Consider the following 18,709-nt stretch of genomic DNA (forward strand, 5'->3'; position numbering starts at 1 on the left):
GGTCTTGGACGGGCAACGCGAACGGGCGGCAGTCTCGTGATCAGACGAAGAGACCAGGAGGAGTCATGAACAAGGTCTGGCTGATCACCGGTGCGAGCAGTGGCTTCGGGCGGGCCATCACCGAGGCGGCCCTCGCCGCCGGTGACGTGGTCGTCGGTGCCGCCCGCCGCGTCGTGGCGCTGGACGAACTGGTGGCGGCCCACGCCGACCAGTTGGAGGCACTGCCCCTGGACGTCACCGACACCGCCGCGGCCGAGGCGGCCGTACAGGATGTGGTGGCGCGATACGGCCGGATCGACGTCCTGGTCAACAACGCCGGCCGCACGCATGTCGGCGCATTCGAGGAGACCACCGACGCCGAACTGCGCGAACTGTTCGACCTGCACGTCTTCGGGCCCGCGACCCTCACCCGCGCGGTGCTGCCGCACATGCGTGAGCGGCGCTCGGGAGCGATCGTGCAGATGAGCAGCATGGGCGGACAGATGTCCTTCGCGGGCTTCTCCGCGTACAGCGGGACCAAGTTCGCTCTGGAGGGCCTGTCGGAGGGGCTCGCCGACGAGGTGCGGGAGTTCGGCATCAAGGTGCTGGTCGTGGAGCCGGGAGGCTTCCGTACGTCCCTGTTCGACACGGGCCGCGCCGGTGTCAGCGCGGACAGCGGCCTGTACGAGAGCGTGAGCCGGACCCGCGGCTTCGTCTCCGGCGGAGACGGCACCCAGCCCGGCGACCCCGCCAAGGCAGCCGCCCTCATCCTCGCCGCCCTCGACGCCGAGGAGACCCCGCTGCACCTGCCGCTCGGCGAGGACGCCGTCGACGCCGTCCTCGGCAAGCTCGGCCAGGTGCGCTCGGAGATCGCAGCCTGGGAGAAGCGCACCCGCGCCACCGCCTTCGACGACTGAGCGGGTTGGAACGGGTTGGAGCGGGTCGGAGAGGGTTGTCCACAGCCGCCCCCCACTGTCAGACCCCGGTGCAAGGATGTGTGTACCGGGGCGGACGGCACTTGGGGGGCGGCAGGGTGGAGGTCGGGGAGGTGGAGGTCGGGGAGGTGCGGATGCCGCCCGTGGGGCGGCGGGCCCGCGAGCTGTGCACGGAGGGCATGCGGCTGTACGAGGCCGCCCGCACCGTGCTCGCCGATCACGCCCGTGCCCTGGAGGCGGTCCGCTCGGCGCTGGCCCCGATCCGGGACGAACTCGTCGCCAAGGAGCTGGAGTGCATCCCGGTCGCCCGCCTCAAGGACGCCACCGAGGGCCGGCTGCGCCTCGCGGCCGTCGAGGCGGCCGGGCTCTCCTCGGTGCGCGCCGTGTACGAGGCGAGCCGGTACGAGCTCCGGCAGATCCCCGGCGTCGGCGCCCAGACCGCCGACCAGGCCCTCGCCGCCGCCCGGCAGATCGCCCGGGCGGTCGAGGAGACGGTCACGGTGCGGATCGACGTCGACCGGCCCGAACCCCGGACCACCGCACTGGTCGTCGCGCTGCACCGGCTGGTCGAGGCCGGGCCCGAACTGCGCCGGGCCGTGGACACCGCCGAGCAACTCGAACGGAAACTCCGCGAGTTGCTGCCGACGGCCCGCCCCGCGACCAGCCGGCTGCGGCTGGCGCTCACCGGGCGGCGCGGCAAGGAGGCCGCCCTCGCGGCCACGGCGGAGCTGCGCAGGCTGACGGCCGAGGCGGCCGCCAAGGGCACCCGGCTCCAGCTCACCCAGGCCGCCACCGACCTGCTGCGCGAACCGGCCTCCGACATCGAGGCCTGGGTCGACTTCGAGCTGCGCTCCGCCGAGTTCTACAGCCAGCTCGCCGAGGTCTCCGAGCACCGCACGGACGAGGCGGCCGCGGAGGGCTTCCTGCCCTCGGAGGTGGCCGAGCGGGTGCACGCCCAGCCGCTCGACGACACCCACCGCCGCGTCTCGCTGCGCGGCTACCAGTCCTTCGGCGCTCGCTTCGCACTCGCCCAGCGCCGCGTCGTCCTCGGCGACGAGATGGGCCTCGGCAAGACCATCCAGGCCATCGCCGCGCTCGCCCATCTCGCAGCCGAGGGGCACAGTCACTTCCTGGTGGTGTGCCCGGCCAGCGTGCTGATCAACTGGACGCGGGAGATCCGCTCCCGCAGCACACTGCGGGCGGTGCCGGTGCACGGCCCGGACCGCCAGGACGCGTACGCCGAGTGGCGCGAGCGCGGCGGCGTCGCCCTGACCACCTTCGACCTGCTGCACACCCTGCCCGCACCGGACGCCGCCAAGCCGGCGTCCGCACCGGACGGTGCCAAGCCGGGGATGCTCGTCGTCGACGAGGCGCACTACGTGAAGAACCCCGACACCCGCCGCGCCAGATCCATCGCGGCCTGGACGCAGAGCTGCGACCGCGTCCTGTTCCTCACCGGCACCCCGATGGAGAACCGCGTCGAGGAGTTCCGCACCCTGGTCCGCTACCTCCAGCCGGACCTGGTCCCCGACATACGCGACAGCCACGCGGTCGCCGGCCCGTACGTCTTCCGCAGATCGGTCGCGCCCGCCTACCTGCGCCGCAACCAGCAGGACGTGCTCACCGAACTGCCCGCACTGCTGCAGGTCGACGAATGGGAGGAGTTCGGCGCGGCCGACGAGGACGCGTACCGTACGGCGGTCGCCGAGGGGAACTTCATGGCGATGCGCCGGGCCGCGTACGCCGACCCGGAGAAGTCCGCGAAGCTGCAGCGGCTGCGCGAACTGGTCACGGAGGCGGCGGACAACGGCCTGAAGGTGGTCGTGTTCTCGTACTTCCGCGACGTCCTCGCCACCGTCCAGGCAGCCCTGGGCGAGCGCGTCCTCGGCCCGGTGTCCGGCTCCGTGCCCGCCGCCCGACGCCAGCGGCTGGTCGACGACTTCACGGCCGTCGACGGCCACGCGGTGCTGCTGTCGCAGATCGAGGCCGGCGGCGTCGGCCTGAACCTCCAGGCGGCGTCCGTGGTGATCCTGTGCGAGCCGCAGGTCAAGCCCACCCTGGAACACCAGGCCGTGGCCCGTGCCCACCGCATGGGCCAGGTCCGCCCGGTCCAGGTGCACCGCCTGCTCGCGACGGACAGCGTGGACGAACGCCTGCTGCGCATCCTGGAGAACAAGGACCGCCTCTTCGACGCCTATGCCCGCCGCAGCGACACCGCCGACGCCACACCGGACGCGGTCGACGTCTCGGACACCGGGATCGCCCGCCGGATCGTGGAGGAGGAGCAGCGCAGACTGGCCGGTGAACCGGTCGACTGACCGTCAGCGGCCGCCCACTCACACCACGGCGAACGGCTCCCCGGCACGCCCGGCCCCCATCGGTGGGCCCTTCGCGGACTGCGAGCGGACTGCCGGCAACCGGCCGTGGGTGGTCGTCATCGTGGCCCCCGCGAGGGATGCGGCTTCGGGTCCGTGACCCACCCCGCGGCCAGCACGAGGCGGGTCTCCCGATGCACGGCGAGGAAGGCGAAGGGGCGGTCGAACTCCGCTCGGACGACCGTGGTCTCGTACCGGTACTGGGGAAGGCCGCCGGCCGCCACCGGCATCATGGCCGCCACCGCGGCGGCCCGGAAGCCGAGAGCGCCGAACTCGGCCACCGCCGACTGCCCCGCCGCCCCGATGGCGAGCGGGGCGGCGCTGATGCCGGGGAAGTGTCCCTGCCGGTCGTCCCGTGCCGTCGTGAGTCCGAAAAGGCCGTGCAGGGCCAGCAGATCGTGATCCGCCGCCACCTCGAACGCCACGGTCGTGACGTCCAGAGTGACCGGCTCCGGAGTCAGGGACGGCTGTTGCTCCACGTGCAGGCCAGGCCCCACGTGTCCGTGGGGAAGCCGGCCGCCTCCGGTGACCGCCAGTGTGCCCTCCAGGACGCCGATGCCCGCCCTCAGCACCTGCCCGGGGGCCATCCGGTCCTCGCCGAGGAGCAGGTGGACGTCGATGCCGTTGTCGCCGGGCACCCGCAGTGCCGTGACATGGCCCTCGGGCGTGCTCGTCACGCCGACCCGGTCCGGCCGGACGCTTCTGCGGTGCAGCCCGAGGAGCGTGCGGCCCTGCCACGGGCCGGTGTCCGGCCGACGCATCACCTCGGTGAAGGGCCGTGGCCAGTCCGTGCGCAGGGCGAAGGCGGTGGCGAGGACCATCCGGGCGTCCTCGGTCAGCGTGACCGGCATGCGGTCGACCAGCCCGTCGGTCCGCTTCGCCGCCCACGCGTCCAGCGCCTCCTGGGAAGCGTCGAGGTCGGTGGTCAGAACGCCGTGAGACTCGGCGGGCAGCCGGCTCAGCCACGCCTCTTGGAGCTCCATCGCACGGTCGGTCCACAAACCGAGAGCGGAGTCCAGGCCGGGCACGGACCCCATCACACCCAGCAACTCCCGTGCCGCAAAAGCCGCTTGACCGGCGGGCACTCCCACCGCCCCCTCCAGCTCGGCCCGCGCCGCACCCCCGGCCCCGTCCGCCAGGAACGCCAGCAGCGGCCACACTCCCGCCGCGGAGAACACCGTGCCGCGGTCCGCCGCTGCGGCCCACCGTGCGGTCAGCGCGTTCACCGCCCGCACAGCCGCAGTCGCCCGATCCGTGATCACCATTCCGCCCCCGCCGCCCTCACGCTTACCATGCGCCCAGTCGTACGCCAGTTCTGCGCGTCAGCCCCTGAAACAGGAGCACGGTGCCCGTGTCCACACCCCCGCCCCCTGGGCCCCACCAGCCCCAGGAAACCCAAGGGCCGCACCCGCAGGGCCAGTACCCGTACCCGCAGGGGCCGTACGCCGCTCCCGGACCATATCCGTACCAGCCCTGGGGCCAGGGCTACAGCCCGTACAACCGCACCGCGCCCGTCAACGGGGCCGCCATCGCCTCACTGGTCCTCGGCATCCTCTGCTTCGTTCCGGCCGGCGGGCTGCTGCTGGGCCTGATCGCGCTCGCCCAGATCAAGAGGAAGGGCGAGCGGGGCAGGGGCATGGCCGTCACCGGTGCGATCCTGTCCTCCGTCGGGCTCGCGCTGTGGGTGGTGGGGCTCAGCGGCGGCATCACCTTCGACGTCTGGACCGGCCTCAAGGACGCCGCGCACGACAACGGCAGCGCCTACTCCCTCACGACGGGCGAGTGCTTCGACGCCCCGAGCGGATCCCTGGAAGGCCTGGCCTACGACGTCGACAGGGTGCCCTGCGACGGCCGGCACGACGCGGAGGTCTTCGCCGCGTTCAAGATGACGGGCGGCGCCGAGTACCCCGGGGACGCCAAGGTCACGGACGTCGCCGACACCAAGTGCTACGTGCTCCGGTACGGCTACGCCATGGACGCCTGGGCCGTGCCCGACGACGTCGACGTCTATTACCTGACGCCGACCCGACAGAGCTGGCGACTCGGCGACCGCGACATCACCTGCCTGTTCGGCAACACCGACGAGAAGGCCGGTCTGACGGGCTCGCTGCGCAACGACGCGCGGACCCTGGACGCGGACCAGGTCGCCTATCTCAAGGCCGTCAACCTCGAGAACGCCGTCCTGGACGCGCAGCCCGAGGACAGCCCCGACGACGACCTCCGGGGCAGCCGTGCATGGGCCGGGCGGATGTCGGCCGCGCTCACAGAGGAGATCGGGTCACTGCGCGACCACCACTGGCCCGCGGATGCGAGGAAGCCGGTCGCGAAGGTCGCCACGGCGGTCGAGGCGAGCCGAAGGGAGTGGGCCCGGGCAGCGAAGGCGACCGACGCGGACAGCTTCTACGCGCACTACGACCGCGCCATGGTGCTCTCCACTCCTGACACCTCCATGACCGCCCGCAAGGCTCTGGGCCTTACCGCGACCCCTCCCCCCTCCCTGGACGGGGACGACGGCGGGGGCAGCGACCGGGGCGGCTCCCAGTTCGAGGTGTGAGCGCGGCTATAGCGGGGAGAAAGTGCCTGCGTAAAGCCCTCCGTAGGCGCATGTCATCACATCGAGTGATTCTCTGGCCTTTGCTTGCACAGCACAACCCACGGTTGCCAGGCTGTTGCTGTCTGTACAACCTGATGGGAGTGGCCAGTGACTTTCGGTGAGCAGCCGGCGTACCTGCGCGTCGCGGGTGATCTCCGCAAGAAGATCGTCAATGGCTCGCTGCCGCCGCACACCCGTCTCCCCTCCCAGGCCAGAATCCGCGAGGAGTACGGCGTCTCGGACACCGTCGCGCTGGAGGCGCGCAAGGTGCTGATGGCGGAAGGCCTGGTGGAGGGTCGCTCCGGGTCGGGGACGTACGTCCGCGAGCGTGCGGTGCCCCGCAGTGTCGCCCGCTCCGGCTTCCGCCCGGCCGGCGGCGCCACGCCCTTCCGTCAGGAGCAGGCCGACGGCGAGGGGCGCGGCACCTGGGAGTCGAGCAGCGCACAGGCCGAGGCGAGCAGCTGTGTCGCCGAGCGGCTCGGCATCAAGCCCGGCGACCGCGTGATGTGCACCAGGTACGTGTTCCGGGAGGCCGGCGAGGCGATGATGCTCTCCACTTCCTGGGAGCCCCTCGCGGTCACCGGACGCACACCCGTGATGCTCCCCGAGGAGGGCCCGCTCGGCGGCATGGGCGTCGTCGAGCGCATGGCGGCGATCGACGTGATCGTGGACAACGTCACGGAGGAGGTCGGCGCCCGCCCCGGCCTCGCCGAGGAACTGCTCGCCCTGGGTGGCGTCCCCGGCCATGTCGTCCTGGTCATCCAGCGCACCTTCTTCGCTTCGGGACGTCCCGTGGAGACGGCCGACGTCGTGATCCCCGCCGACCGTTACCGGGCCGCGTACCACCTCCCAGTGAAGTAGCGCACACCCTTACGGCGCCGGGCCCCGGTACCCCGCACCGCAACCCCCTCAGGGCACCCGCGGAGTCTCCCCCTCCGCCGGTGGAATCTGGCCGTTTTCGCAGGTCGCCCCGTGCGTGGCTGCCGCTGCTCGGTATGCCCCTGACCGGATGCGTCGACGCCTCGCGGGCGGCGCGTTCGAGGTCGCGCGCCCCCCTCGCTCTGGCCGGTTGCGTACCTCTTCGTGAAATTCCGTATTCGCTGCGTAAAGGTTAGGCGTAGGCTCGGGCATATGCGGATTGCGGTTTCCTTAGTGGGCGGGGCACGGCACGAACCGCGGGTGGGACGCGGTCGGGCCGGGGTGGGAAGGAGCGCTGGGGCGCGATGAACGACGGCACGATCACTCTTCCCTGGCTCGTCATACGGCAGGACGACAACGGCAACACCTACCGCGTGGGCAGGTACGCGACCAGGGCCGAGGCCCAGAAGATCGCGGACAGCCTCGACGACCGCGGACACAAGCAGCTCTACTGGGTCGAGCGGATCGGTCAGAACGGAGACCCCGTCCACAACTGAGGGCCAGGTCAATGGTCCACACGTACGGCCTCAGTCACGGATCCGGCGGTCCCGTAGGCTCCCGCGCATGACGGAACGGATCTTGGTGGTCGGCGCCGCCCTGCTGAACGACGGCCGCCTGCTCGCCGCCCGCCGGAGCGCACCCCCTGAGCTGGCCGACCGCTGGGAACTGCCCGGTGGCAAGGTGGAGCCGGGTGAGGCGCCCGAGGTGGCCCTCGTGCGCGAACTGCGCGAGGAACTCGGGGTGGACGCCGAGACCGTCGCACGCGTACCGGGGGAGTGGCCCCTGAAGTCGCCTTACGTGCTCCAGGTGTGGACCGCTCGGCTGCTCCCCGGCTCGGCCGACCCCAAGCCGCTCCAGGACCATGACGCGCTGCGCTGGCTCGGCCCCGGAGAACTCTGGGACGTGGCCTGGCTGGACCAGGACGTTCCGGCCGTCAGGGAGGTTGCCGCCCGCGCCTGGCCTGGGCACGGCCCGGCGAGGGACGCGGAGCCGTCTTGACCCAGTGGCCACCGTCGCGTGGGCGCGACAGGCCGTAGGCGACGTAGCCGACTTGCCGACGTGGTCGACTTCCGACGTGGTCGACCTGTCGATGTAGTGGACGTAATCGACCTGCCGTGCCGACGCGGTCGACGTCGCCGGCCTGCAGTCGCCCGGCGAGCGCACGCCCCGGGCTCCTTGGTGGCCGACTCCACGCGCGGTGCGCCTTCGTACGCCGTTCGTGCCACAGTGCGCTGCTGCGGACGGTACTCGGCCCTAGATATCGGGTATGTGCCCATTAACCCCACGAAACCGGACATGGGTGGGCTTCTGGCCTGGGAAGTGATCGGCGTGATCGACCCCGAAGGCGACTACGCCGAGTGGAGCTTTCCCGCGGAGCCGGGCGCTGTCCGCAACGCCCGTGCCGCCGTCCGTGGCCAGCTGTACCACTGGGGGCTCGACGCCCTCGGTGATCTCGCGACCTTGCTGGTCAGCGAGCTGGTGACCAACTCTCTGCGCCATGCCACAGGCCCGATCGGCGTGCGTCTCGTGCGGCCCGTGGGCCTTCGGGACGTGCTGCTGGTCGAGGTGTCCGATCCGCTCCCCGATCCACCGTGCGCGCGCGTCGCCCACCCCGAGGACGAGAGCGGCCGCGGACTGCAGCTGGTCGCCCATTCCTCGCGCCGCTGGGGTACCCGGCCCGGTGACGCGGGTAAGACGGTGTGGTTCGAGCTCGCCGTACCGGGCTGAAGACGGGCCGGTTCAGGTGCGTCGGACGCCGCACGCCCGGGCACAGGCCGGCGCGTCGGACGCTGTACGGGGACTGCTGCCCTGTCGAACGACAGGTTCAGGCCAGTGGCAGTGTTCGGCGGGCGTGATTCGACGAGGTGTTGGCTGGTTAGAAGACTGGAAGTGTTGTCGCAGCCGGGACCGAAAACCGTCGGGACCGTGCTGTGATCGTGAACACCGTGTTGTGCGGCGCCGTAGTGCTGGATACTGCGGGCAGCCGCCCCCGGTGACCGGTACCGGACGCGGTGAGCTGGAGGGGACGGTTCGCGTGAGCGAGATACCAGCGAGGGCCACGGAGTCCAAGGACCCGTCGGACGGCGCAAGGGCGGAGGCCGCGGGTGATGCCGAGGCCGACGCGACGAGCGGGACGACGGGCGGGACGGGTCTGCCCGCCACCGGTGGCGGGCATTCCTCATCCGATGGCGAACGGCTCTCCTCATCCGGTGGTGGAGGGCTCTCCTCGTACGGTGCGGGGCTCCGTGACACCGGCCTCGGTGACGCGCCTCCTGGTGACGCCATGTGGCAGAGCAGCCCGCCCGGCTCCATCTACGACTACATCAAGGTCGCGTCCTTCTCCATCGGCCCCGACGGGTTCGTCGACCAGTGGAGTCTGCGCGCAGAGCAGCTCTTCGGGATCGCCGCCGAGCGCGCGGTCGGCATGGACCCCCTCGAGGCGTTCATCGACTCCGACCTGCGCGAACAGGGTCAGCGCAAGATGGCTGAGATCCTCGACGGGCGGGAGTGGACCGGTGTGGTCCCCTTCCGGACGCCGGAGACCGGGTCGGGGGAGGGCGGCCGGGAGGGCCTCGCCGAGGTCTATGTCATGCCGACGCGGACCGAGGACGGCGAGAAGGCCGCCGTCTGCATCGTCGTCGACGTACGCACCCTGCGCAGCATCGAGACCGACCTTGCCGCATCGCAGTCGATTTTCGGTCAATCTCCGTTCGGCTTCCTGCTGATCGACACCGATCTGCGGATCCGCCGCGTCAACCAGCAGTTCGCCGGCACCTTCGGGGGTACGCCCGACGACCACCGCGGCCGTGGCGTCCACGACTATCTGCAGCGGCCCGAGGCCGAGCGGGTCGCGGCCACGCTGCGCCGGGTCCTGGAGACCGGCGACTCGATCACGGACATGCACGTCACAGGCTTCGTGCCGGGTTCGGAGGGCCGTCGTCACTGGTCCATCAACCTCTACCGCGTGCACAGTGGCTCCGGTCGCCCCATCGGCGTCGCATGGCTCGGAACCGACATCACCTCGCGGCGCGCCGCAGCCCGTGAGGCCGCCGCGGCGCGGCGCAATCTCGCCCTTCTCAACGAGGCCGGCGCCCGCATAGGCAACTCCCTCGACCTGGAGACCACGGCCCGCGAACTCCTCGACGTCGTCGTCCCCGGCTTCTGCGACCTCGCGACGGTCGACCTCTACCAGGGCCTGCTGGCGGGTGACGAGGCCCCGCCGGGCCTTGCCGACGGCAGTGCGGAACTGCGCCGGGTCGCTTTCGCCAGCGCGGTGTCCGACGCGCCGTTCGTCGGGGGCGGCGTGGCCGTCGCCCTGGGCGCCGTCCATCACTATCCCTTCAACTCCCGCTGCGCCGACGCCCTGCGCACCGCCCGCACCCAGTTCGTGCCGGCCGAGGAGGGCGGCCTCGTCCAGTCCACGCTGGCCGTGCCGATGGTCGCCCACGACACCGTCGTAGGACTCGCGCAGTTCGCCCGTACCAAGGGGAGCGAGCCGTTCGGGGACCGGGACCGGGATCTCGCGGTGGAACTCGCGGCGCGTGCCGCCGTCTGTATCGACAACGCACGCCTGTACCGCCGTGAGCACGAACGCGCCCTGATACTGCAGCGGTCGCTGCTCCCGCCGGGCGACCCGGTGGCCTCCGGCCTGGACATCGCCTGCCGCTATCTGCCGGGCAACTCCTCCGCCGACCGCCCCAGCGAGGTCGGGGGCGACTGGTTCGACGTCATCGAACTGCCGGGACACCGTACGGCGTTGGTGGTGGGCGACGTCATGGGCCGTGGTCTACGCGCGGCGGTGGCGATGGGTGAACTCCGCTCAGCGGTCAGAACACTTGCCCTCCTGGACCTCGAACCGGCCGAAGTGCTGAGTGCGTTGGACGAGATCGCGCGGGGCCTCGGGGCGCCGGGAGGCGTCCAGCAGGCCACCCGCTCGGCCCGCCGCCCCCGTGAGGCGGACCTCTCCGAGGTGTACCTCGCGACCTGTGTGTACGCGGTCTACGACTCCGTAACCCGCCGTTGCACCTTCGCCAACGCGGGCCATCTGCCCCCCGTCCTGGTCGAACCCGGCGAGGACGCGCTGATGCTCGACGTGCCGCCCGGCATGCCGCTCGGCGTCGGCGGGGAGCCGTTCGAGGAGGTCGAGGTCGAACTTCCCGAAGGCGCACTGCTCGCGCTCTACACGGATGGACTGGTCGAATCCCGCGACCACCCCCTGGACGAGGGCCTCCAGGCCTTCGTCGGAGCGCTGACGGACCCGACCCTCCCCCTGGAGGACGTCTGCGACCACGTCCTCAACACCCTCGACACCCACCACGGTGAGGACGACATCGCCCTGCTGATGGCCCGTGTCCAGGGCCTGCCGACCGATTCCGTCGGCGACTGGGCACTGCCGCGCGAGCCGCGCAGTGTGGGCAGGGCCCGTGAGTACGCCCGCGGCCAGCTGCAGGCCTGGGACCTCGAACCCCTCGTCGACACAACGGAGTTGCTGGTCAGCGAGCTGGTCACCAACGCCCTGCGCTACGGCGAGGGCGAGATCAGACTGAGGCTTCTGCTTGACCGCACTCTGGTCTGCGAGGTCTGGGACTCCGGCCTCGTCCAGCCGCGCCGCCGCCGCGCCCGCGACACGGACGAGGGCGGCCGAGGCCTCCAACTCGTCGGCCTCCTGAGCGCGGCCTGGGGCTCCCGCCGCACACCGCGCGGCAAGACGGTGTGGTTCGAACTACCACTGCCGGACGGGGAGACGGGGCTCGCGGATCCGGCGGAGGCACTGCTGAGCCTCTTCTGACGCCGGCCGAGCCGCCTCCGAGGGCCGAGGGCCGACGCCGGGCGGCGGGCGGCCGCTCGATCGGCTGCGGCTCCGTGGTCCTAGCCCGGCTCCTTCGCCCGTCGGGCGCGGGTGCGGGGGCCGCCGTAGCTGACGGGTGGGCCGCCGTCGGGGGCTGTGCCCTGGAGGATTCCGCCGAGGACGGCTCCGGCGGCTCCGGTGGCGTGTTCGGCCGCGCCGGCGATCGGGTTGCCGTGCACCCGTACGTCCTGTTCCGCGAGGTCGCGGGCCTGCCGGGCCCGCGCGTCGGCGGCCAGGGCGTCGGGTGGCTCCGTGGCGAGCAGCCGCTCGGCCTCCGCCAGTCGGGTGCGGGCCTTGCTGCCCACGGCGCCCCGATGCGTCGTGACGAAGGCGTCCGCAGCGGCGACGGCACTGCGCGCGGCGAGCAGCGCGGCGACCGACAGCACACCGGCCCGCCCTCCGGCGACGGTGACGGGCACGGCCGCCCGCGTGATCCTCCGCAGGGCGTCGAGAGGGTCGTACGGCCCGGCGGTCAGCTCTTCCCGTACGGCGGCCAGGACGATGTCGGCGTGCGCGGCACGGGCGTGCAGCTCGCCGACCGGAAGGCTGGGCGTGCCGTCCGCCCTCGTCGCCGCGAGCTGGGCCTCCGCCCCGGTCAGCGCGGCCGGCACCAGTGCCGCGGCCGCGGTCAGGTCGGCGGCGAGCCGTTCCAGACAGGTCACGAACACGGCGGCCTGGGCCGTCGCACCCTCGGCGGCCCGCAGATGATGTGCCGCACCCTCGCCGTCCCCCATGTCGGCCCTCTGGCGGGCCTGATTGAAACGGGTCGTGGCGAACACCAGACGGTCCTTGGCCTGCTCGACGTAGCCGGTGACGGAACCGACCGCCGAGGGGCCGTACCGCTCGCCGAGGGCGGCGGGTATCGCGGCCACGGCCCCCGTACGCCCGGCCAGCTCCCGGAACCGGGCCTCCGCCGGCTCCAGCGCAGCCTCCAGACCGCCCCCCTCCAGCGCACGCAGTCGGTCGAACCCCGCGGCCTCCGCGTCCAGCCGCCGCTCCGCCTCCTGACACCGCCCGACGATCCCCGCGAGCGCGTGCCGCCGCGACGCCTCGTCCTCCGGCACGCCGTCGTCGTACTGCTGCCGCATCCGGAAGGCCGCCGCCAGCTCGGACCCGGCGTCCCGCACGGCCTGGGTGAAGGGTTCCACGGCCGCCGCTTCGAACCGCGCCTCGGCGAAGCCGAGTTCCTCCCGGCTGGTTCGTACGCAGTCGTCGGCCTCGACCAGCGACGCCCGCGCCCGCTCGTCGGCCTCGGAGAGCGGTGGCACTGCAGGCCCGGCGGGGACGGCGGCACCGCCCGGCGTGGTACGCGTCCGGGCCCGCCGGGTGCGCCGCACATACCCGTACCCCCCGAGCACGACCGCCGCACCCACCGCCGCCAACGGCAGCACCAGGTCGGCGGCCGACGTCCCGTCCTGCTTCGCCTCGGCGGCACTCGCGGCGCCCGGATTCGCACGCGTGACCGGAACCGGCACGTCGTTGTTGATCGTCATCCACGGCAACACGAGCCACACCGCCCCGGCCAGGACTCCCAACAGGGTGTGCACCAACCGCACGGATATCTGAGAGGTGGCGCGCCGCGGCCGGCCCCGGATCAAGGATGACGTCACATTTCGGAGCGTATGAGCAGGAATGCGGCAGCGCGACCGGGATGTGTCAGGGGTGGGGGAGGCGGGGCGCGCGGATGCGTGTGGGCCCGGATGGAATCGCGGCAGGGGGGAGCGGGATGGAGCACACGGAGCACACCGAGCGGACGGGGACGGAGACGGGGACGGAGACGGGGGCGGGGACCGGGGCGGGGACGGATAGTGACGACCATGACCATGACCAGGACCAGCACCACGACAACCACAACGGCAACGACCCCGACAATGGTGAGAAGACCGGGCCAGCCGAGCAAGCCGAGCCGACCGAGTCAGCCGAGCCGACCGAGCCGCCGCCGTCCCCTCGCCGTCGCTGGCCGAGACGTCTCGCACTCGCCGTCGTCCTCGCCCTGCTCCTCCCCGTGCTCGCCGCCGAGTCCGCTCTCCGCCTGAACTACACGGGCGACATGAAGACGGGCACGTACAGCAGGGGCCGTGACGCCATCTGGCTGGGGCATGCCTGGGTCGACGGACGCAAGACCGACGCCGACGTCACCGCGCTCGCCCGCCGCCTCAAGAACACCGGCATCCGCGACCTGTACGTCCACGCGGGCCCGCTCGAACACGACGGCACGCTTCCCAAGTCGGCATATCCCAAAGCGCGTTGGCTCATCGCGGCCGTGCACCGCGAAGCCCCCGGCACACGCGTGCAGGCGTGGCTCGGCGACGTGCTCGCGACCGAGAACCCGACCGGGATGCGTCTGGAGCGACCGGAGACCCGCGCGGCCGTCGTCACCTCCACCCGGCAGATCCTGGCCGCCGGTTTCGAGGGCGCCCACTTCGACCTGGAACCGTTGCACTCCGGCGACCGCGACTACCTCACCCTCCTGGACTCGCTCCGCTCGGTCACCCGCGCGCATCACGCCCTGCTGTCCGTCGCCGCCCATCAGATCGACCCGCTCCCCGGGTTCCACGCCTTCTGGGGCACGGTCGCCGGGCACCCGAAGTGGTGGTCGCAGAGGTTCTTCGGGCAGGTCGCGCGCCGGGTCGACCAGATCGCCGTGATGTCGTACGACACCATGCAGCCGCTGCAGAGCCTGTACGGCGGCTACGTGGCCCAGCAGACCTCGCTCGCCCTGGAGGTCACCCCGAAGTCGACGGACCTGCTGATGGGCCTGCCCTTCTACCACGAGAACCGGTTCGGTCACTGGAACCATGCGGAGACCGTTCCCGCGGCCGTCCGTGGCGTCCGCCTCGGCCTGTCCCACACGGATGCCGGTCGCGCCCGCTTCGGCGTCGCGCTCTACGTCGACTTCGCGGCCACGGAGGCGGACTGGGCGGCGTACCGGGACGACTGGGTGCGGTGAAAACGCCCTGCCGCGGCGCGGGCGGGCTGCGAGGATCGGCAGAATGACCGTCACCCGCAAGCCGCTCACCCGGGGTGACCTCGCCCCGCTCGCCCGAGCCGCCGTCGGCCCCCACCGCACCCTCTCCGCCGTCACGCGCCTGCGCGGGGGCACCAAGAAGGGTGTCTACCGCCTCGCCTTCGACGACGACTCGACGGCCGTGGCCTACGTCTGGTCGGCCGACGAGGACTACTGGGACGCGGGCCCCGCCGACCTCCGTGACCCCTTCTCCCACGGCACCGGCCTCGACCTCTTCACGGCGGCGCACGACCGCCTGTCCGCGGCCGGTGTCCGCACCCCCCGCCTCCTGTACAGCGACGCCACGCACACTCGTCTCCCGGCGGACGCGGCGGTCGTCGAGGACGTGACGGGCGGCAGCCTGGAACAGGCGCTGGAACGGCATCCGAACGCGGCCCGCGCGTCCCTGGACCTGCTGTCCGCCCAGCTCGGGGAACTGCACGCACAGGTGGGCCCGACCTTCGGCAAGGTCGCCCTCGTCGACAACGGCGGTACTCCGGCGGCCGGTTCGTGCGAGCAGCACGTCACCAAGGGCGCCCTGCGCGCCCTCGACGAGATCGTCGTACGGGATCCACGGGCCGCCGCCGCCCGCGAACAACTGACGGACACCGTACGGGCGTTGTCGGCCGCCGTCCGCCCTCGCACCCGTCACGTCCTCATCCACGGCGAACTCGGCCCGGACCACGTCCTGTTGACTCCGGACGGCCGTCCGGCCCTCATCGACATCGAGGGCCTGCTGTACTTCGACGTGGAGTGGGAGCACGTGTTCCTGCGGATCCGTTTCCACGAGCACTACGAAACCCTGCGTACCCCGGACCTCGACGAGGACCGCCTCCGCCTCTATCACCTGGCCATGCGACTGTCCCTGGTCGCGGGCCCGCTGCGCCTCCTGGACGGCGACTTCCCCGACCGGGCGGCTTTCCGCGCGATCGCGGAGCACAACCTGGTGCAGGCCCTGCGCCTGGTGGGATGCTGATCGGCATGCACATGTACCTGGTGGTGGCGGGCGCTCTGGCCGTGACGTTGTTGGCGGCGGGGGGCGTCGCGGCCGTCGTGACCGGCTGGGTGATGCCGTGGCGCCGGTCCCTGGTGCTGCGCCCCAGGCTCTGGGGGTACGGATCGCTGATCTGCGCGGTCGGCGGAGGGCTGTTCATGTTCCTGGGACCGCTCTCGGGGCATCTGAGCGGCGCGCGCGGTGACGTCGCGTGGTGCGGCTGGATCGCCTTCATGGCGGGCCTGGCAGTCCAGTACCTCGCCCAGCGACCCGGCCGCACCCCGCGATCTACGAGGACCGCCGCCTGATCTTCGACCCCAGCCACACCAACGGGTCGTACTTGCGGTCGACCGCGCGTTCCTTCAGGGGAATCAGCGCGTTGTCCGTGATCTTGATGCCCTCGGGACAGACCTCAGTGCAGCACTTGGTGATGTTGCAGTAGCCGAGGCCGTGTTCGTCCTGGGCGGTCTTCTTGCGGTCGAGGCCGCTGTCGGCGGCCGCGTCCAGCGGGTGCATGTCCAGCTCGGCGACGCGCATCAGGAAGCGCGGGCCGGCGAACGCCGGTTTGTTCTCCTCGTGGTCGCGGACGACATGGCAGGTGTCCTGGCACAGGAAGCACTCGATGCACTTGCGGAACTCCTGCGAGCGGTCCACGTCCTCCTGCATCATCCGGTACTCACCGGGGCCGAGGTCCGCAGGCGGGACGAAGGCCGGGACCTCGCGCGCCTTGGTGTAGTTGAAGCCGACGTCCGTCACCAGGTCGCGTACTACGGGGAAGGCGCGCAGCGGTGTGACGGTGATCGTCTCCTCCCGCGTGAACACCGACATGCGCGTCATGCACATCAGGCGCGGCCGCCCGTTGACCTCCGCCGAGCACGAACCGCACTTGCCCGCCTTGCAGTTCCAGCGCACGGCGAGGTCGGGGGCCTGGGTGGACTGGAGGCGGTGGATGATGTCCAGGACCACCTCGCCGTCGTTGACCTCGACCTCGAAGTCCTCCAGGTCGCCGCCCTTGATGTCGCCCCGCCACACCTTGAAGCGGGCCTCGTAGCTGCTCACTCGTACAGCTCCTCTTCGGCGAGGTACTTGACCAGCTCCTCCTTCTCGAAGAGGGCGAGCAGGTCGGCGCGGATGGATTCGGTGGTCTCGCGGGTGAGGGCGATCTGGCCGCGCACGGGGTCCGTGGCCGCCAACCCGCCCGTGGGATCGGTCAGTTGGCACAGCAGGTTGATCCGGCGCCACGTGCGGTCCATCGTCGGATGGTCCTCGCGGGTGTGGCCGCCGCGCGACTCGGTGCGCTCCAGCGCCGCCCGGGCCACGCACTCGCTGACCAGCAGCATGTTCCTGAGGTCCAGGGCGAGATGCCAGCCGGGGTTGAACTGGCGGTGCCCCTCGACACCGGCCCGGCGGGCCCGTACCCGAAGATCCGCCAGCTTCTCCAGCGCCTGCTCCATCTCGGCCTCGCGGCGGATGATGCCGACGAGGTCGTTCATGGTCTGCTGGAGTTCCTGGTGGAGGGTGTACGGGTTCTCCGGCGGCCGTCCGTCCGCCCTGGCCGGCTCTCCCGGTGCGAGGCCCTCGGGGCCCTCGGCGGAGAAGGGGCGCAGCGCCTCCGCGGCCGCCGTGTCGACCTGGACCTCGTCGACGGCGGGCCGTTCGAAGGCCAGGGCCGCCGCGTGTTCGGCCGCGTGCCAGCCCGCCCGGCGCCCGAACACCAGCAGGTCGGACAGGGAGTTCCCGCCCAGGCGGTTCGAGCCGTGCATGCCGCCCGCCACCTCACCGGCCGCGAACAGCCCCGGCACGCCGCGTGCGGCGGCCGTGTCGGACTCGACCGCGATGCCGCCCATCACGTAGTGACAGGTCGGCCCGACCTCCATCGCCTCGGCCGTGATGTCCACGTCCGCCAGCTCCTTGAACTGGTGGTACATGGACGGCAGCCGGCGCTTGATGACCTCGGCGGGCATACGGGTCGAGACGTCGAGGAAGACGCCGCCGTGCGGGGAGCCGCGGCCCGCCTTGACCTCGGAGTTGATCGCACGGGCGACCTCGTCGCGGGGGAGCAGCTCGGGCGGACGCCGGTTGTTGTCCGGGTCCTCGTACCAGCGGTCGCCCTCCTCCTCCGACTCCGCGTACTTCTCCTTGAAGACGTCGGGGACGTAGTCGAACATGAAGCGATTCCCGTCGGAGTTCCTGAGCACCCCGCCGTCGCCGCGGACGGACTCGGTGACGAGGATGCCCTTGACCGACGGCGGCCAGACCATGCCGGTCGGGTGGAACTGCACGAACTCCATGTTCAGCAGCGGCGCCCCGGCCAGCAGGGCGAGCGCGTGCCCGTCGCCCGTGTACTCCCACGAGTTCGACGTCACCTTGAAGGACTTGCCGATGCCGCCGGTCGCGATCACCACGGACGGGGCTTCCAGGACGAAGAAACGGCCGGTCTCGCGCTCGTAGCCGAAGACGCCGGAGACGCGGCTGCCCGCGGTGGAGCCGCTGTCGGGCACGGTCTTGAGGATCCTGGTGACCGTGCACTCCTGGAAGACCTTCAGACGGGACTCGTAGTCGCCGGTCTCCCGCTTGTCCTCCTGCTGCAGCGAGACGATCTTCTGCTGCAGCGTGCGGATCAGCTCCAGGCCCGTACGGTCGCCGACGTGCGCGAGACGCGGGTACTCGTGGCCGCCGAAGTTGCGCTGGGAGATCTTCCCTTCCTTCGTACGGTCGAAGAGGGCGCCCCAGGTCTCCAGCTCCCACACCCGGTCCGGGGCCTCCTGCGCGTGCAGCTCGGCCATCCGCCACTGGTTGAGGAACTTGCCGCCGCGCATGGTGTCGCGGAAGTGGACCTGCCAGTTGTCGTGCTCGTTGACATTGGCCATGGCCGCCGCGATGCCGCCTTCGGCCATCACCGTGTGCGCCTTGCCGAACAACGACTTGCAGATCACGGCCGTACGGGCACCCCGCTCGCGCGCCTCGATGGCGGCGCGGAGGCCCGCGCCCCCGGCACCGACCACGACGACGTCCCACTCCTGCCGGTCGACCACGGACATCAGAAAGCCCCACCCAAT

The 18,709-nt window shown here is 71.7% G+C and carries 15 protein-coding genes; 11 read left to right on the top strand and 4 right to left on the bottom strand.

What is annotated here, in order from left to right; all coding sequences use genetic code 11:
* Nucleotides 1-65: 65 nt before the first annotated feature.
* Together OG870_RS30010 and OG870_RS30015 are read left to right on the top strand one after the other, a co-directional pair.
* Nucleotides 66-896: an oxidoreductase gene (locus OG870_RS30010; RefSeq protein WP_266589703.1), complete on the top strand. Its 831-nt coding sequence runs from the start codon at nt 66-68 to the stop codon at nt 894-896.
* A gap of 152 nt (nt 897-1,048) precedes the next feature.
* Nucleotides 1,049-3,232, top strand: a complete 2,184-nt coding sequence (locus tag OG870_RS30015) for a DEAD/DEAH box helicase (protein WP_266592466.1) — start codon at nt 1,049-1,051, stop codon at nt 3,230-3,232.
* A gap of 116 nt (nt 3,233-3,348) precedes the next feature.
* On the opposite strand, the gene OG870_RS30020 is transcribed toward OG870_RS30015, so the two are convergent.
* Nucleotides 3,349-4,554, bottom strand: a complete 1,206-nt coding sequence (locus OG870_RS30020; RefSeq protein ID WP_266589705.1) for a serpin family protein — start codon at nt 4,552-4,554, stop codon at nt 3,349-3,351.
* An 86-nt stretch (nt 4,555-4,640) separates the two neighbouring features.
* On the opposite strand from OG870_RS30020, the gene OG870_RS30025 reads away from it, so the two are divergent.
* From OG870_RS30025 to OG870_RS30050, 6 genes are all read left to right on the top strand, one after another.
* Nucleotides 4,641-5,843 (top strand): DUF4190 domain-containing protein, encoded by a 1,203-nt coding sequence (locus OG870_RS30025; protein ID WP_266844111.1) that lies wholly within the window; start codon nt 4,641-4,643, stop codon nt 5,841-5,843.
* A 147-nt stretch (nt 5,844-5,990) separates the two neighbouring features.
* Nucleotides 5,991-6,743: a GntR family transcriptional regulator gene (locus OG870_RS30030; protein ID WP_266521011.1), complete on the top strand. Its 753-nt coding sequence runs from the start codon at nt 5,991-5,993 to the stop codon at nt 6,741-6,743.
* A 362-nt stretch (nt 6,744-7,105) separates the two neighbouring features.
* A complete protein-coding gene (locus OG870_RS30035) occupies nt 7,106-7,297 on the top strand; it encodes an SPOR domain-containing protein (protein WP_266521013.1) in 192 nt (63 codons plus the stop codon).
* Nucleotides 7,298-7,364: 67 nt separating this feature from the next.
* Complete coding sequence (locus tag OG870_RS30040; RefSeq protein ID WP_266589707.1) at nt 7,365-7,799, top strand: (deoxy)nucleoside triphosphate pyrophosphohydrolase; 435 nt, start codon at nt 7,365-7,367, stop codon at nt 7,797-7,799.
* A gap of 297 nt (nt 7,800-8,096) precedes the next feature.
* Complete coding sequence (locus OG870_RS30045; protein ID WP_266844109.1) at nt 8,097-8,528, top strand: ATP-binding protein; 432 nt, start codon at nt 8,097-8,099, stop codon at nt 8,526-8,528.
* 307 nt (nt 8,529-8,835) lie between these two features.
* Nucleotides 8,836-11,589 (top strand): SpoIIE family protein phosphatase, encoded by a 2,754-nt coding sequence (locus tag OG870_RS30050; protein ID WP_266844107.1) that lies wholly within the window; start codon nt 8,836-8,838, stop codon nt 11,587-11,589.
* Nucleotides 11,590-11,669: 80 nt separating this feature from the next.
* Here the strand turns inward: OG870_RS30050 and OG870_RS30055 are convergent, their stop codons facing one another.
* Nucleotides 11,670-13,142: a hypothetical protein gene (locus OG870_RS30055; RefSeq protein WP_266844857.1), complete on the bottom strand. Its 1,473-nt coding sequence runs from the start codon at nt 13,140-13,142 to the stop codon at nt 11,670-11,672.
* A gap of 233 nt (nt 13,143-13,375) precedes the next feature.
* On the opposite strand from OG870_RS30055, the gene OG870_RS30060 reads away from it, so the two are divergent.
* Genes OG870_RS30060 through OG870_RS30070 form a run of 3 tightly spaced genes read left to right on the top strand, consistent with a single transcriptional unit; the run spans nt 13,376 to nt 15,958 of the window.
* Nucleotides 13,376-14,599, top strand: a complete 1,224-nt coding sequence (locus tag OG870_RS30060) for a hypothetical protein (protein WP_266844105.1) — start codon at nt 13,376-13,378, stop codon at nt 14,597-14,599.
* Nucleotides 14,600-14,642: 43 nt separating this feature from the next.
* On the top strand, nt 14,643-15,632 hold the full coding sequence (locus tag OG870_RS30065; protein ID WP_266844103.1) for a phosphotransferase: 990 nt from the start codon (nt 14,643-14,645) through the stop codon (nt 15,630-15,632).
* Nucleotides 15,633-15,637: 5 nt separating this feature from the next.
* Complete coding sequence (locus OG870_RS30070; protein WP_266521029.1) at nt 15,638-15,958, top strand: hypothetical protein; 321 nt, start codon at nt 15,638-15,640, stop codon at nt 15,956-15,958.
* On the opposite strand, the gene OG870_RS30075 is transcribed toward OG870_RS30070, so the two are convergent.
* Entirely contained in the window at nt 15,939-16,709 is a 771-nt protein-coding gene (locus OG870_RS30075; protein WP_266844100.1) for a succinate dehydrogenase/fumarate reductase iron-sulfur subunit, read from the bottom strand. The genes OG870_RS30070 and OG870_RS30075 overlap by 20 nt on opposite strands.
* Entirely contained in the window at nt 16,706-18,691 is a 1,986-nt protein-coding gene (locus tag OG870_RS30080; protein ID WP_266589715.1) for a fumarate reductase/succinate dehydrogenase flavoprotein subunit, read from the bottom strand. The genes OG870_RS30075 and OG870_RS30080 overlap by 4 nt, the downstream gene beginning before the upstream one ends.
* Nucleotides 18,692-18,709 lie beyond the last annotated feature (18 nt).

This window comes from Streptomyces sp. NBC_00461 (genome assembly GCF_036013935.1).
In the GTDB taxonomy this organism is placed as follows: Bacteria; Actinomycetota; Actinomycetes; order Streptomycetales; family Streptomycetaceae; genus Streptomyces.

What these genes read in the sequence shown, in the direction of transcription:
- OG870_RS30080 (WP_266589715.1), bottom strand. Translation starts at nt 18,691, where the DNA reads ATGTCCGTGGTCGACCGGCAGGAGTGGGACGTCGTCGTGGTCGGTGCC.
- OG870_RS30020 (WP_266589705.1), bottom strand. Translation starts at nt 4,554, where the DNA reads ATGGTGATCACGGATCGGGCGACTGCGGCTGTGCGGGCGGTGAACGCG.
- OG870_RS30035 (WP_266521013.1), top strand. Translation starts at nt 7,106, where the DNA reads ATGAACGACGGCACGATCACTCTTCCCTGGCTCGTCATACGGCAGGAC.
- OG870_RS30060 (WP_266844105.1), top strand. Translation starts at nt 13,376, where the DNA reads ATGGAGCACACGGAGCACACCGAGCGGACGGGGACGGAGACGGGGACG.
- OG870_RS30045 (WP_266844109.1), top strand. Translation starts at nt 8,097, where the DNA reads ATGGGTGGGCTTCTGGCCTGGGAAGTGATCGGCGTGATCGACCCCGAA.
- OG870_RS30015 (WP_266592466.1), top strand. Translation starts at nt 1,049, where the DNA reads ATGCCGCCCGTGGGGCGGCGGGCCCGCGAGCTGTGCACGGAGGGCATG.
- OG870_RS30040 (WP_266589707.1), top strand. Translation starts at nt 7,365, where the DNA reads ATGACGGAACGGATCTTGGTGGTCGGCGCCGCCCTGCTGAACGACGGC.
- OG870_RS30010 (WP_266589703.1), top strand. Translation starts at nt 66, where the DNA reads ATGAACAAGGTCTGGCTGATCACCGGTGCGAGCAGTGGCTTCGGGCGG.
- OG870_RS30065 (WP_266844103.1), top strand. Translation starts at nt 14,643, where the DNA reads ATGACCGTCACCCGCAAGCCGCTCACCCGGGGTGACCTCGCCCCGCTC.
- OG870_RS30055 (WP_266844857.1), bottom strand. Translation starts at nt 13,142, where the DNA reads ATGACGATCAACAACGACGTGCCGGTTCCGGTCACGCGTGCGAATCCG.
- OG870_RS30070 (WP_266521029.1), top strand. Translation starts at nt 15,638, where the DNA reads ATGCACATGTACCTGGTGGTGGCGGGCGCTCTGGCCGTGACGTTGTTG.